This window comes from Lacinutrix undariae, from assembly GCF_052934785.1.
In genome coordinates, this window is record NZ_CM128809.1 from 3,079,861 (window position 1) to 3,094,746 (window position 14,886).

A 14,886-nucleotide genomic window follows, 5' to 3' on the forward strand; every position below is an offset into this window, starting at 1 on the left:
ACTATACACTTGTAAATGAGTTATTTGGATTATAAGAAAAAATATTGTTATTTGTAGAGTATTGATTTTCACCATCATAATACCCAACTAATTTGTATTTAAAAAAACATTTACGACTTATAGAGAATTTTATCTCATTGTCATTATTCAAATTTGTTGATGCGATAATTCCATTAATAATTATCCCTTATTTAATGTATACCGTTGGTGCTGAGAAGTACGGTATATATGCATTTGCGTATGCTTTAATATTTTATTTCAGAAACATTGTTCAGTATGGATTTTCACTTTCCGGAGTGCGTTTGGTTGCACTAAACAAAGACGACAAACCTACCCTAAATAAGATATACAATAACGTTTTTACAACACAATTATACTTATCGGTGTTTTGTTTGGTTATTTTAGCTTTTTTAGTGCTGTTTGTCGATCTTTTTAAAACACACTATATTATATATCTCTTTTTCAGCTTTGTAATTGTTGGTGAACTCCTTTTTCCTGGTTGGTTCTTTATGGGTGTTGAAAAAATGCGTTTTAGCACAATTGTTAATGCTGTATCAAAAGTCACTTTTGCTGTTTTAGTTTTTCTATTTATAAAAGAAGAAAGTGATTTTATTTACATCGCCCTTTACCAATCTATTGGTTTTTTAGTATCTGGAGCAATTGCACAATACATTATTATTAAGCAGTTCAAAATAAAAATAAAAATAGCACCGTTTAAAGCCGTTAAATTAATTTTAAAACAAGGTTTAAGTGCGTTCCTTACATTAATGTCTCCTACACTGTACAATAACACATCTATATTTTTGGTGGGTGTATTTGGTGCGCCACAATACGTAGGTTTTATGGAGATTGCCACTAAAGTTTCTGGCGCATTTAGTGTGCTCAATTCTATTTTAGCAATGGTTTTTTATCCTTTTATAAATAGAAACAAAGCAGCTATAAAAAAAGTAAAGTATATTTTTATAAGTGTTGGTCTTACCCTCTCTGTCGCTATGTTCTTACTTTCTGAATTTTTAATTCAGTTATGGCTACACAAACCAGCCTCTCAAATCGTAAGTATCGTAAAGATTTTAAGCATCATACCTTTCTCTGCGTCAATCATTTCTGCTTTTGGAGTTAATGGACTAATGATTTACAACAAAGACAAACTTTATTTAAAAATCGTTATATTTAGTTCTGTTTGCGGCCTATTAACAGCACTCCTATTAATACCTGCTTATTTTTATATTGGTGGAGCTATTGCAATTGTTACCGGTAGCTGTATTACCGCTTTATTAGTTTACATAAGTAATAAACACATAATGAAAACTCTTAAAACCGAAGCCAATGAAGTTTAGTTATTATATCTGGGCGCTTTACTTAATCGTTTTTCCGTTTTATGTGTTTCCAGAAGGAAACCCGCAAATGGCAGATCTTTTTGGTGTGGTTTTAATTTTCACTAATATAAGATCCATTCTTTTAAACGTTACTGCAAATAAATTTACCAAATACCTATTTCTATTTGTTATTTACACTTTTATAGTGAATACAATATGGATGATTTATCTACGCAGTTACGAACCCATTATAACTAGTATTAACTATTTGTACTGTTTTTTACTCCTTCTCTTTTTTGTAGATAAAATAAAAGAGCGCACTTTTTTAAAATTCACATTACATGCTATCGCTCTTAGTTTATGCATTCAACTTACACTACTCCCATTTACACCTATAAAAGGCTTTAGAATGCAGTTATTTTTCAACAACCCTAATCAATTAGCACTTTGGGGATTATGTTTAATTATGATTGCAAATATTATAGCATCCATACTAAAAGACGTGAAATTTATATATCTGTTTAGCATATCTGTATTATGCACCTTTTTTATTATGCTTTCGGCCTCTAGATCTGCATCAGTATCTGTGTTGTTATTTTGGGTTTTCTTTTTTATTAAGTCGAAAAAACAATTGCTTCTTTTTTCCGCAGGAAGTATTATTATACTCAGTTTTTTAATTCTAAGTCAAAAAATTGATATCGCTAATTTTAAACAGCTCAATTATATTACAGAACGTATTACAGGAGAAACCAATAGCATGCCATCACCATCTGGAGAAATTGGACGTGGTTATGATAGATTATTTCAATTTCCGCAGTACTTGTTTTTTGGCGCTGGAGAAGGCGAAGTAGAACGTTTTAACTCTCCTATTGAACTGCATTCTACATTTGCAAGTATTCTATTTAGCTACGGCATTGTAGGGTTTCTATTTTTCGCCATAGCAATTGCAACTTTTCTAAAAAAAATATATCGCGAAATTATTGTACTCCTTATCATTATTGGAATATACGCAACTGTACACATGTCATTACGTATTCCTTTTTTATGGATTACACTCCTTTTTATCTATCATTTATATGAAACCAAAATAGCAAAAACTAATCCAATCCTTTTAAACAACTAAACTATGTGTGGTATAAACGGTGTTATCTATCCTATTCAAATCGATGAGCAAATTGTAAAAAATAGACTTACAGTAATGAATGATCTTATTTTACATAGAGGTCCGGATGAAGGTGGTTTTTTTTTAAAAACAACCCCCAAATATACTGTAGGAATGGCAATGCGAAGGTTATCTATTATTGATTTAAGCTCAGGTAGCCAACCGATGTATTCCGAAGATAAAAATATTGCGATTGTATTTAATGGTGAAATTTACAATTTTAAAAGCTTAAAAAACCGACTTAGCCAACTAGGAATAACCTTTAAAACAGCATCAGATACCGAAGTTATTCTAAAACTTTATCAAACTAAAGGCGTTGCTGCTTTTAAAGAACTAGATGGGATGTTTGCTTTAAGTATTTATGATTTTAATACTCAAAAAGTATACATAGCAAGAGATTATTTTGGAGAAAAACCTCTTTACTATACTAATATTGGAAATCAGTTTTACTGGGCTTCCGAATTAAAATCGATTACAAAAAGCCTCAACAGCTTGCCTGATATTTCAAAAGATGGACTAAATTTATTTTTCAGACTCACCTATATTCCTGCACCATTTACTATTTACAATGATATTTACAAACTAGAAGCTAATCATTATATAGCTTATGATTTAGAAGCTTCAACTTTTAAGGCGCAACAAATTCATAGCATCAATTTAAAATCAACGTCACAATCTTCATTTGATATCGCTAAAAAAGAAGTTAAACAACGTGTTTTTGAAAGCGTAGAAAGTCGCTCAATTTCCGATGTGCCATTAGGGACTTTTCTTTCTGGAGGTGTGGACTCGTCTATCGTATCGCTTTGTCTGTCTGAGATTTCAAACACTAAAATAAACACCTTTTCAATAGGGTTTAAAAATTCACCTTATAATGAAACCGATAAAGCTCAAACTGTAGCTAAACATATAAATAGTAATCATCATGAATTTAAAATAGATGAAAATGATTTGAAGTTTAATATTGATTCGATATTACTAAATTTTGACGAACCTTTTGCTGATTCATCTTCACTCCCTACCTATTTGGTGGCTCATAAAACAAAAAACAATGCAAAAGTAGCGCTTACCGGAGATGGTGGCGATGAAATTTTTGGTGGTTACAATAAGTATTACATCGGAAAGATTAATAACAAATATACTTCTGTGATCCCAAAAATGTTTCATAATCAAGTATTAAAACTTGCTGATATGGTCTTACAATCAAAAAGTGATAATCGGGGTTATAAATATAAATTGAATAAAATACTAAAAGCTATTGATTACTCTAACAACTACTATTGGGATATCATCTCTTTAGGTTTAAACACTTCCGATATTAATCGCTATTTAAATCCGAAATATCAAAAACAAGATATTTTTAATTACTATAAAGAGAAAACTCAAATTTACACACCAAAATCTCTTAATGATTTTAAAACTATAGATCGCCATATTAGTTTAGAAGGCGATATATTGGTAAAAGTTGACCGCACAAGCATGATGAATTCTCTTGAATGTCGTGCGCCTTTTTTAAATAGATCTTTATACGAATTTACATCAAGCCTTCCTGAGTCATTTCTTATAAAAAAATGGAATAAAAAACACATTTTAAAAGCAGCTTTCGCTAATGATTTTCCTGAACACTTTCTAGAGAAATCAAAACAAGGCTTTGGAGTTCCTGTAGGTAATTGGCTGCGAGAAAGCCTAAAACCAGAACTTATACATTACGCTAATAAAAACTCATTAAATGCACAGCAAATATTTAACACTACCACCATTACTGAATTGGTAGATAATCACCTTTCAGGAAAAGAAGACAATACGTTTAAAGTTTGGGCTTTTTACTGTTTTCAAAAATGGTATACTAATACTTATGCATCGTGAAAAAAAAACTCATCCGTGTCACAACTGTTCCATCGTCCTTAAGATCACTTCTTAAAGGACAACACCGTTTTATGAGTCAATATTACGAAGTTATAGGAGTTTCTAGCCCTGGAGACGCTTTAACTGAAGCATCAGAAAACGAAGAAATCCTTACATACGCTATAAAAATGACGCGTAGTATTACTCCTACTAGAGACCTAATAGCCTTACATAAATTGTATGTTCTTTTTAAATTAGAAAAACCCTTTATCGTACACACGCACACACCAAAAGCAGGAACACTTGGTATGATTGCCGCTAAACTTGCCGGAGTACCACATCGTTTACATACTATTGCCGGATTACCCCTACTAGAAACCACCGGATTAAAACGAAAACTACTAGATGTTGTTGAAAAACACACATATAATTGTGCCACACAAATACTACCTAATTCTTTTGGGTTGAAAAATATAATCTTAGAACAACAATACACATCAAAAACTAAGCTTAAAGTTATTGCAAATGGAAGTTCAAACGGCATTGACACCAAACATTATGATTCCCAATTAATTAACATCCAAACCAAAAACAGCTTAAAAAAGCAGCTTAAAATAACAGATACTGATATTGTTTTTATTTTTATTGGTCGCCTTGTTAAAGACAAAGGAATTAATGAGCTTATAACAGCTTTTAATACGCTATCTCAATCTTATAATCATGCAAAATTACTTCTTGTAGGTCATAAAGATTCGCAATTAAACCCACTATCTGCAATTACAGAAAATCTAATTTCTATTAATAATCAAATTCTAGAAGTTGGCGTACAATATGACATCAGGCCGTACGTAGCTATTTCACATATATTAACTTTCCCCAGCTACAGAGAAGGTTTTCCTAATGTTGTTTTACAGGCAAGTTGCATGAATTTACCCTGTATTGTGTCAGATATTAATGGGTGTAATGAAATTATTACAAATGGTGTTAACGGCATTATTATTCCACCAAAAAACACAAAAGCATTAACTCAAGCAATGATTAAGCTATTAACGGATAAAGAATTATGCAAAAAAATGGCGAATGGCGCACGAGAAAATATTATAGATAAATATGAACAACAAAACGTCTGGGATGCATTATTAATTCATTATAACAGCTTGAAATAATGGAGATTTACAAACACATACTCAAAAGGGTTTTAGATTTATGTATGGCGTTTACTGCCTTTATAATACTATTTCCTGTGTTTATTTCAATATTTATAATACTTCTGTTTAAAAATAATGGGAAACCTTTTTTTTATCAAAACAGACCTGGTAAGGACGAAAAAATATTCAGAATCATAAAGTTTAAAACAATGAATGATAAAACTGACGCCTCTGGAACGCTATTACCATCAGCAAAACGCTTAACCAAAACAGGTGTTTTTATTAGAAAATACTCTTTAGATGAAATTCCACAATTACTAAATGTTATAAAAGGTGATATGAGCCTAATTGGTCCTCGCCCACTATTAGTAAAATACTTACCTCGCTACAATGATCTTCAAAAAAAACGTCACGATATAAAACCAGGTATTACAGGTTGGGCACAAGTAAATGGTAGAAATGCCATTAGCTGGGAACAAAAATTTGAATACGATTTGTGGTACGTAAAACACATGACATTTATGGTTGATATAAAAATATTATGCCTAACTATTTATAAAGTTTTTAAATCAGACGGCATATATAGTATAGAAAATGATATTGTTCCAGATTTTAAAGGCGCTTTACCTCATAAAACCAATAACCAATGACAACACATATCTTATTTACCTGTGCAGGAAGACGAAATTATTTAATTAATTACTTTAAAGAAGCACTCAACGGACGAGGTAAAGTTTTTGCTACCGACATGAGTCACTCTGCGCCAGCAATGGTTGATGCCAATGTCGCTATAAAAGTATCTACTATTTACAGTGACACCTACATCTCTGAGTTAAAAAACATTATAAACACATATAAAATTAAGGCACTTATCTCTCTTAACGATCTTGAACTCCCTATTATTGCGCATCATAAATTAGAAATAGAACGCGATACCGATTGTAAAGTTTTAATATCTAACCCAACAGTTATAGAACTCGCTTTTGATAAGATTAAAACCTTTAATTTCTTAAAATCTATTGGTTTAAAAACGCCAAAAACATTTACCACAATTCAGCAAGTAAAAAACGCTATGGCAATAGATGGCTTAGAGTTTCCTATGGTTGTAAAACCGCGTTGGGGAAGCGCATCAATAGGAATAGATTTTCCTGAAACAATGTTAGAATTAGAATTGGCTTTTAAACTTCAACATTTAAAACTGAAAAAATCTATACTCAAATCAGCAAGTGAAACCGATATGGAACACGCTATTCTTATTCAAGAAAAGATTAATGGAAAAGAATACGGGATGGATATTGTAAATGATTTTGAAGGAAATTATATAGGCACTTTTGCGAGAGAGAAACTTAACATGAGATCAGGCGAAACAGATAAGGCGGTATCGGTTATTAACTCAGATTTTGATCGTATTGGAGAAACCATTTCAAAACATCTAAAACACATTGGCAATTTAGATTGCGACGTTTTTGAAGCAGGAAATTCACTTTTTATACTCGAGCTAAACCCCAGGTTTGGAGGAGGTTACCCTTTTTCACATGAAGCAGGAGTTAACACCTCAGCAATGTACATTGAATGGCTATTAGGATACACAAATATTGAGCGTTTTAACAATTACAAAAGCGGAATATCGTTTTCTAAGTGTGACAGATTATTGCAAATTATTACTGATTAAAATCACTTTTTGTGCTTTTTCCACTCCAAAAATTACGTACATATTTGCCATGTTTTTACTTTTATAAACCTTAACCTTATTAACAGATTGTGGATTATAAAACAAAAACGAATACACCACATATAACAATCCGCTATATTTTGGCTGTTTAAAATCTATAAGATCAAAAGTGGCGTCTGGTTGAAATTCTGTAAGCTTTTCAATATTAAAATCTCCCCTTTCATTTTTAGTTCCTGGAAACTTCTTAAGCTTAAACATTGTTTTTCTATACCATTGATTTAACTCTTTTTCCCGTAGATATAATTTAAATTTAAAAAACTTCTCCAAACAAAAAGCAGTTAGTTTTGATTGTAATGAATTAGAATCATATAAAATATGATAATTGAAATCATAAACGGTATTCCCCCATTTTCGTTTATAATCAAAATCTCCTTTTGAAAAATCGGACTTAGTAATTTGATGTTCAAAACAGAAATCTAATAATTTAATGATAGACAACTTTCCAATACTGAATTTTGAATAGTCAGTATCAAAAACAGTAATGGTTTCAAATAAAACAGATTCCGAATGAAAATTTAAAGTGATTCCTATTGGCTTCTCTTCATCATAAATCACCAAAAGCGATGCTTTTTTAGCTTTTATCATCGGAAAAACTAAATCTTTATAATAATTCCATTTTTGAGATTCTAAATGGTGATAATTAGTGTTTTTTTCAGAAAAACGAGCAGATAGCAATTCGTAAAAACTATTAAATATGAAATTATAATCTGTTTTTGAAATATCTTCATAAAAAAAGCGATGAGATGCGTTAAAACAGATATTTAATCGTCTTTCATTTGATCTGAATTCTCTTCTGTTTTTTGAACTAAACTGACTATTCACATAAGTTTCTGTTGACGAAAATTCAGACAAATCCATTAAAAACCCTTGGTATTGATACACTTTTTTGAGTTTCAACCCACTTTCAGCTTGAGGAGATTCAATATTAAAATACGCAGGAACATCATACACCAAAAGCGTTTTTCCTTTAAAACTACACACCTCATCATCTACAACATAAGACAATCCTTTGGTTAGATTTTTTCCTACATTCATATAAAAAGGCAAAAAATTATGCTTCACAAAATCCACCCCTTTAATCCATTTAAAAGAATTTGGCTTTTCAGCATTTTTAAAATGCTTCATCCAAATGGAAACAAAAATTTTAGAAGTAAATGGATTGCTCATTCTCAAACGTTTATATGATACTCAAAAGTATCATTTTATTTGACACTTTTAAAATAAACATCAAACACTTAACGATTTAGCATTCTTAAATCTCATGATAAAGCTAAAAACAGCTGTAATTCTACAGTATTTAAAGTGCCATATTTTTCTGTTTTCCGAAAACACATAACCCACATACTATCAAATACTTATAACACAACGTATAAACCTGCAATTTGACGTAATTATTTGACTTATAACACATAAAACGCAATATTTACTTTTACGATATCACTTTAAAAAAAATATTTTGGCAGTAACTATTTTTAGATACCCCAAGATTGCTTGAAAACTAATCGTTAGTTTTGAATGTTAACTTACATAAAGTGTAAAATATGAATACTAAGATCTGGCTATCTTCTCCACACATGGGAGAAAATGAACAACGCTACATAAACGAAGCTTTTAAAACTAATTGGATAGCGCCATTAGGCCCAAATGTAACTGGTTTTGAAAACGACTTGCAAACCTACTTAAAAGGCGACACACGTGTTGCTGCACTGAGTTCTGGTACTGCAGCTTTACACTTAGCGCTTATCTTACTAGACGTAAAACCCGGTGATGAGGTGATTTGCCAAAGTAAAACTTTTGCAGCATCAGCAAATCCTATTTGCTACCTGGGAGCAACCCCTGTTTTTATTGATAGCGAAACAGAAACATGGAACTTGTGTCCAGAACAATTAGAACGTGCCATAAAAGATCGCATAAGCAAAGGGAGAAAACCTAAAGCAATTATTGCGGTTCACCTATACGGAATGCCTTACAAAGTAACAGAAATCAACACTATTGCTAAACGTTACGAAATCCCTATAATTGAGGATAGCGCCGAAGCTCTAGGAAGTACATATAATAATGAAAAATGTGGCACATTTGGAGACCTAGCGATACTCTCATTTAATGGTAATAAAATTATCACAACTTCTGGTGGTGGAGCATTAATAAGTAAGTCTGAAAAACTAAAACAAAAGACTATATTTCTTGCCACACAAGCAAGAGATAATACTGTTGAATATTCACATTCAGAGATTGGATACAACTACAGACTATCCAATGTTTTAGCAGGAATTGGACGCGGACAAATGGAAGTCTTAGACGCACACGTTAACCTACGTATTGCAAACTTTAATTTTTACAAAAATGCTTTAAAAAACATTGAAGGGCTTTCGGTTTTAAACACACCAAAAAACAGCACTTCAAACAGATGGTTAACTTGTATTTTAACACCATCTCAACAGATAAGAGAAGCTATTAGATTAGCCCTTAAAAACGATAATATAGAGTCGCGTCCGTTATGGAAACCTATGCATTTACAGCCCGTTTTTAAAAATTATCCAGCATATACTAACGGTGTATCTGAAACATTATTTAAAAATGGATTATGCCTTCCTAGTGGTTCAAATTTAACAAATACAGATAAAAACAGAGTTGTTACAGTGATAAAAAACGCACTTAATGTATGATTTTAAAAGCGCTACATAAAATATCAAAACAATACGCTTCTAAATGGCTTGTAATAGCTATAGACCTAAGTATTGTTATTTTTACATTTTTTGTAGCATACATTATACATTTCAACTTTAAGATAGAATTTGACGTTATTATCTTACTTAAACAAATTCCTATTGTAATTGCTTTTGCATTTATAAGCTTTCTACTTGTAGCTTCACACAGAAGCGTTGTTCGTTTTACAGGATATAAAGACATTATCAATCTTATTATTGGCATTAATATCCTTGCAACCTTATTAATTATATCTACTTTTTTTAGTCGAAAATATCATTTTGATGCTGTTTTTAACATCTCAGGATCCATAATATACATCCACTTACTTCTTAACGTGCTTTTTCTTGTTGGCTTTAGATTGTTTATCAAAACACTCTATAATAACATGAATCAAAACGAAAACACTCAAAAAAACGTTCTCATATATGGAGCCGGAAGCTCAGGCATACTCACTTACGACACCATAACTAACGACACTAAAACCAATTACCAAGCCGTTGGTTTTATTGATGACAATCCCAGTAAAATTGACAAAAAAATCAACCTTATTAGAGTACACCACCTTAATGAAGTCACTAAAGCGTTTGTACTAAAATTTAATATTGAAGAAGTTATTATTTCTATTCAGAATATTGCACCAAGCAGATTATTACAAATAACAGAACATCTATTTACCGTAAACGTAAAAACTAAAATCGTACCACCCGTTCAACAATGGATTAACGGCGATTTAAGTATTGGTCAGATTAAGGAAGTTAAAATTGAAGACCTTTTGGGACGCGAACAAATATCCATCTCTAACCCAGAACTCACCAGCGAATATAAAGATGAAATCATATTTATCACAGGAGCTGCCGGCTCTATAGGGAGTGAAATTAGCCGAAAACTCACGCAATACAACCATAAACAGCTTATTCTTATTGACGCTTCGGAATCTGCTCTATACGACCTACAACAGGAACTTAAACAACAGAATCTTATCAATTATAATATCATTGTAGCCAACGTAAGAGATCGCGCTAAAATGGAGCTTCTTTTTAAAACTTATAATCCCACATTAATCTTTCATGCGGCAGCTTACAAACATGTACCACTCATGGAAAACTCGCCGTACGAAGCCATAAAAACCAATTTAAAAGGCACAATAAACATGGCTTCTTTAGCTATAACTCATCATGTGAAGAAGTTTATACTTATTTCAACAGATAAAGCGGTAAACCCTACAAATGTTATGGGCGCCACCAAGCGTATTGCCGAATTATACATCAATTGCCTTCAAAATCGCGGCAACACCAAATTTATCACCACACGTTTTGGTAATGTTCTAGGCTCTAATGGATCCGTCATTCCGTTATTTAAAAAGCAAATTGAATACGGTGGTCCAATCACGGTGACACACAAAGATATTACACGTTATTTCATGACTATTTCTGAAGCTTGTCAACTCGTATTAGAAGCTGCTACAATGGGTAATGGTGGTGAGATTTTTGTGTTCGATATGGGGAAATCTGTTAAAATTATTGATTTAGCTAAAAACATGATTGCCCTCTCTGGACTTAACTATCCAAATGATATAACTATTAAAATTATCGGACTAAGACCTGGTGAGAAAATATATGAAGAACTTTTAGCTGACGGCGAACATACAAAACCCACTTATCATGAAAAAATAATGATCGCAAAAGTGAAGCCTTTAAAAATTCAAAATATAGAAGAAAAAATAAATGAGCTCTCAAAAGTTACTGCCACAACCAAAAATCTAGACATCGTATCTCTTATAAAAGCAATTATCCCTGAATACATTTCCAACAACTCTATGTTTGAGGTTTTAGATAACCAACCCCATACTAACCTTTAAAATTAAAACTTTATGATTAATATACCGCATTTTAAAACAAGACTATTCATCATATTAATTTTAGCACTCCTCTCCTCTTGTGCATCTAGACAAGACATTGTTTATTTTCAAAACGACCCTATAGAATCTTCTGGAGAAATCAATAACACTCCTATTTTAACCTATAAATCTGGAGATATGCTAGCTATTGACGTTTCTGCCTCCGAGATGGAAGCTGCGAGACCTTTCAATCTTCCTGCGGTAACTTACAATAGCACCGTAATTAGCGCTCAAGGAACACTAAAAATGCAAACCTATTTAATTGATAGTAACGGAAATATCAATTTCCCTGTTTTAGGAACTTTAAAACTTGAAGGACTAACAAGTACAGAAGCAACTACTTTACTAAAAACACAATTAGAACCTTATTTAAAATCACCAATTGTAAATATTCGGATTTCAAATTTTACTGTTTCCGTATTAGGAGAAGTCAATAAACCTGGAGCATACACAATACAAGATGAAAGCGTTTCGCTATCTGAAGCACTTGGTCTTGCTGGAGATCTTAGCATTTACGGACAACGCAATGATATTTTATTAATTAGAGAAATTAAAGGCGTAAAATACTTTAAGAAGCTTGATCTTACTTCAATAAACATTGTGAATTCACCTTATTACTACCTATCTCAAAACGATGTTATTTACGTAACACCAAACAATGCTAGAGTCCGTTCATCTAAATACTCACCTAATAATACTGTACTTATTTCAGCAATAGCCACTTTAGCAACCATTACTGCAATATTAATTAAATAAGACCCAAACAATGACTAATCCTTCATCTGAAAAAGACACTTTTATCGCGCTTATTGAAACTTATTTTAGAAAAATTCATTGGTTTATTATAAGCTTATTTATCTGTTTTTCGTGCGTTTTTATATACCTCAGATATAGTACAAATTTATACAATATAAAAGCAAGTATTAAAATTGCAAATGGAGATGACAGCAAAAATAGCATCCTTAGCGAAGTAAATACGATTAATGATTATGGGTTATTTAAAAAAGACTTCAACAGCGTTTATGATGAAATTGAAGTACTCAAAAGCAAATCCATAACTAGCTCGTTTGTAAATAGTTTAAACCTTAATGTTAAATATTTAATTAAAGGAAATATAAAATCTCTAGAACTTTACAAAAACCCACCAATTACAGTAAATTTCTTAGATGAAGATTCAATTTTACATCACACAGATACCACAATAACACTGCATGTAATTTCTAAAAATCAATTCACTTTCCAAGGCGAAAATACACTTTTAAACTTTGGTGATAAAATTCCCACCCCTATTGGCGACCTTATAATTACACCTAATTTTAGTCAGCCAGAAATGAGCGTAGGAAAAGATATTATGGTTGAAATTTCCAGCCTTGAAAACACTACAAATCAATATGCCCAAAAACTAAAAATTGCTCCCGCAGGAGAAAACTCAAGTGTTGTTATTATAAGTATTGATGAGACTATAAAAGAAAAAGGAGAAGACATCGTTAACACGCTTATTAAAGAATACAATGATTATGTTATTGAAAACAAAAAACAAGTTGTTGATTTAACTTCCGATTTTATAAACAACCGACTACAAGTTATTGCAGACGAACTTTCTCAAGTAGATTTAACTGCAGAAAACGTTAAAAAAGATAATAAACTCACCGATTTAGCTTCACAATCTAGTATTTTTCTTCAAAGTGAAAGAGATATCGAATCACAACAAGTTACTACAGCTACACAATTGAAACTTGTAGACTACATGAGCGACTATCTTAAAGACAACTCCAATAGCAGCGACTTAATTCCGGCTAATTTATCTTTTGAAGACAACTCCATAAATGAACTCACCCAACAACATAATAATTTAGTCATTCAACGAAACAGACTACTTAAAGCCTCTAGTAATAAAAACCCTGTCGTTGAAAACCTAAATACTCAAATAGAAAGCTTAAAACAATCTATTAATCAATCATTAAGTAATGCGAAATCTTCTAGTCAAATTAGATTAAACGCCTTAAAAAGAGAAGATAACCGAATCTCTTCTCAAATCTATTCGGCACCAAAAAAAGAACGCCAATTTAGAGACATCCAACGCCAACAAAGCATCAAAGAATCCCTATACTTATACTTATTAGAAAAAAGAGAAGAATCCGCAATTACCCATGGCATAAAAAACCCAAACGCCATTATTATTGACCCCGCCTACTCCAACTCATCACCTGTATGGCCTCAAAAATCAATTTTATTTCTAGCCGCTTTAGTTTTTGGGATACTAATTCCACTAACACTCATTTACATTCTAAATTTATTAGATACAAAAATCAGAACAAAAGCCGATGTTTTAGCTGTTTTAAACATTCCTTTTCTTGGCGATATTCCAAAAGCAAACACCAAAAGCAAACTCGTAAAGCAAGTAGATTACAGCCCAAAAGCAGAAGCTTTCAGGATTATACGTTCTAATATCGATTTCATGTTAAAAAGTCACAAAAGCGCATGTAAAACCATATTTATTACATCTACGATTGCTCAGGAAGGAAAATCCCACACCTCTGTAAATCTAGCGAGTTCATTTTCGTTTTCAGGAAAAAAAACACTTCTTATTGAAACTGATATTCGTGTCCCTAAAGTAAACACCTATCTAAACACAAAACAAAACCTTGGTCTTACTGATTATATTTCTAATCCTGAATTAACTATTGAAAGCATCATTAATCAACACGAAGACAATACCAATTTAAGCGTTATTCAATCTGGAACAATCCCTCCTAATCCTGCAGAATTACTTATGAGTGAGCGCGTGAAAACACTTTTTGACCATGTAAAAAACACCTATGATTATATTATAGTAGATACTGCTGCGGTTGGTTTAGTAACAGATACGCTATTAATTAGTGATTTTGCTGATCTTTTTATTTACGTTATTAGCGCTAATAAAATTGATAAACGCCAGTTACATATCGCACAAACACTACACGAAGAGCAACGTCTCCCAAACATGACATCCTTATTAAATGGCACAATCACAAAAAAAGGTTACGGTTATGGTTACGGTAGCGAGCCAAAAACAAAAAAATAGTGGTAATTAAAGTGAT

11 protein-coding genes are annotated in these 14,886 nt (G+C 31.9%); 10 read left to right on the top strand and 1 reads right to left on the bottom strand.

The genetic code is table 11. From position 1 onward, the window contains the following. Positions 1-92: 92 nt before the first annotated feature. Genes ACU4C5_RS13850 through ACU4C5_RS13875 form a run of 6 tightly spaced genes read left to right on the top strand, consistent with a single transcriptional unit; the run spans position 93 to position 7,140 of the window. Positions 93-1,337 (top strand): oligosaccharide flippase family protein, encoded by a 1,245-nt coding sequence (locus ACU4C5_RS13850; RefSeq protein ID WP_446844802.1) that lies wholly within the window; start codon positions 93-95, stop codon positions 1,335-1,337. Further along, positions 1,327-2,439 carry a hypothetical protein gene (locus ACU4C5_RS13855; RefSeq protein ID WP_446844803.1) on the top strand — a complete coding sequence of 371 codons (1,113 nt, stop codon included), beginning with the start codon at positions 1,327-1,329 and terminating at the stop codon, positions 2,437-2,439. The genes ACU4C5_RS13850 and ACU4C5_RS13855 overlap by 11 nt, the downstream gene beginning before the upstream one ends. A 3-nt stretch (positions 2,440-2,442) precedes the next feature. Next, the gene (gene asnB, locus ACU4C5_RS13860) at positions 2,443-4,341 is read left to right on the top strand and encodes an asparagine synthase (glutamine-hydrolyzing) (RefSeq protein WP_446844804.1); all 1,899 of its coding nucleotides are present in this window, start codon (positions 2,443-2,445) and stop codon (positions 4,339-4,341) included. After that, positions 4,338-5,486 (top strand): glycosyltransferase family 4 protein, encoded by a 1,149-nt coding sequence (locus ACU4C5_RS13865; protein WP_446844805.1) that lies wholly within the window; start codon positions 4,338-4,340, stop codon positions 5,484-5,486. Before asnB ends, ACU4C5_RS13865 begins: the two co-directional genes overlap by 4 nt. Positions 5,487-5,491: 5 nt before the next feature. Then, positions 5,492-6,118 carry a sugar transferase gene (locus tag ACU4C5_RS13870; RefSeq protein WP_446846463.1) on the top strand — a complete coding sequence of 209 codons (627 nt, stop codon included), beginning with the start codon at positions 5,492-5,494 and terminating at the stop codon, positions 6,116-6,118. Continuing rightward, a complete protein-coding gene (locus ACU4C5_RS13875) occupies positions 6,115-7,140 on the top strand; it encodes an ATP-grasp domain-containing protein (protein WP_446844806.1) in 1,026 nt (341 codons plus the stop codon). Before ACU4C5_RS13870 ends, ACU4C5_RS13875 begins: the two co-directional genes overlap by 4 nt. On the opposite strand, the gene ACU4C5_RS13880 is transcribed toward ACU4C5_RS13875, so the two are convergent. Next, positions 7,117-8,367 carry a GNAT family N-acetyltransferase gene (locus ACU4C5_RS13880; protein WP_446844807.1) on the bottom strand — a complete coding sequence of 417 codons (1,251 nt, stop codon included), beginning with the start codon at positions 8,365-8,367 and terminating at the stop codon, positions 7,117-7,119. The two genes, ACU4C5_RS13875 and ACU4C5_RS13880, sit on opposite strands and share 24 nt — an antisense overlap. A 374-nt stretch (positions 8,368-8,741) precedes the next feature. Between ACU4C5_RS13880 and ACU4C5_RS13885 the strand changes: the two genes are divergently transcribed. Genes ACU4C5_RS13885 through ACU4C5_RS13900 form a run of 4 tightly spaced genes read left to right on the top strand, consistent with a single transcriptional unit; the run spans position 8,742 to position 14,870 of the window. Further along, on the top strand, positions 8,742-9,866 hold the full coding sequence (locus tag ACU4C5_RS13885) for a DegT/DnrJ/EryC1/StrS family aminotransferase (protein WP_446844808.1): 1,125 nt from the start codon (positions 8,742-8,744) through the stop codon (positions 9,864-9,866). Then, positions 9,863-11,767, top strand: a complete 1,905-nt coding sequence (locus ACU4C5_RS13890; RefSeq protein WP_446844809.1) for a polysaccharide biosynthesis protein — start codon at positions 9,863-9,865, stop codon at positions 11,765-11,767. Before ACU4C5_RS13885 ends, ACU4C5_RS13890 begins: the two co-directional genes overlap by 4 nt. A 12-nt stretch (positions 11,768-11,779) precedes the next feature. Further along, positions 11,780-12,562, top strand: coding sequence for a polysaccharide biosynthesis/export family protein (locus ACU4C5_RS13895; RefSeq protein ID WP_446844810.1), 783 nt, complete (start codon positions 11,780-11,782; stop codon positions 12,560-12,562). A 10-nt stretch (positions 12,563-12,572) separates the two neighbouring features. Beyond that, complete coding sequence (locus ACU4C5_RS13900; RefSeq protein WP_446844811.1) at positions 12,573-14,870, top strand: GumC family protein; 2,298 nt, start codon at positions 12,573-12,575, stop codon at positions 14,868-14,870. The last annotated feature ends 16 nt before the right edge of the window (positions 14,871-14,886 follow it).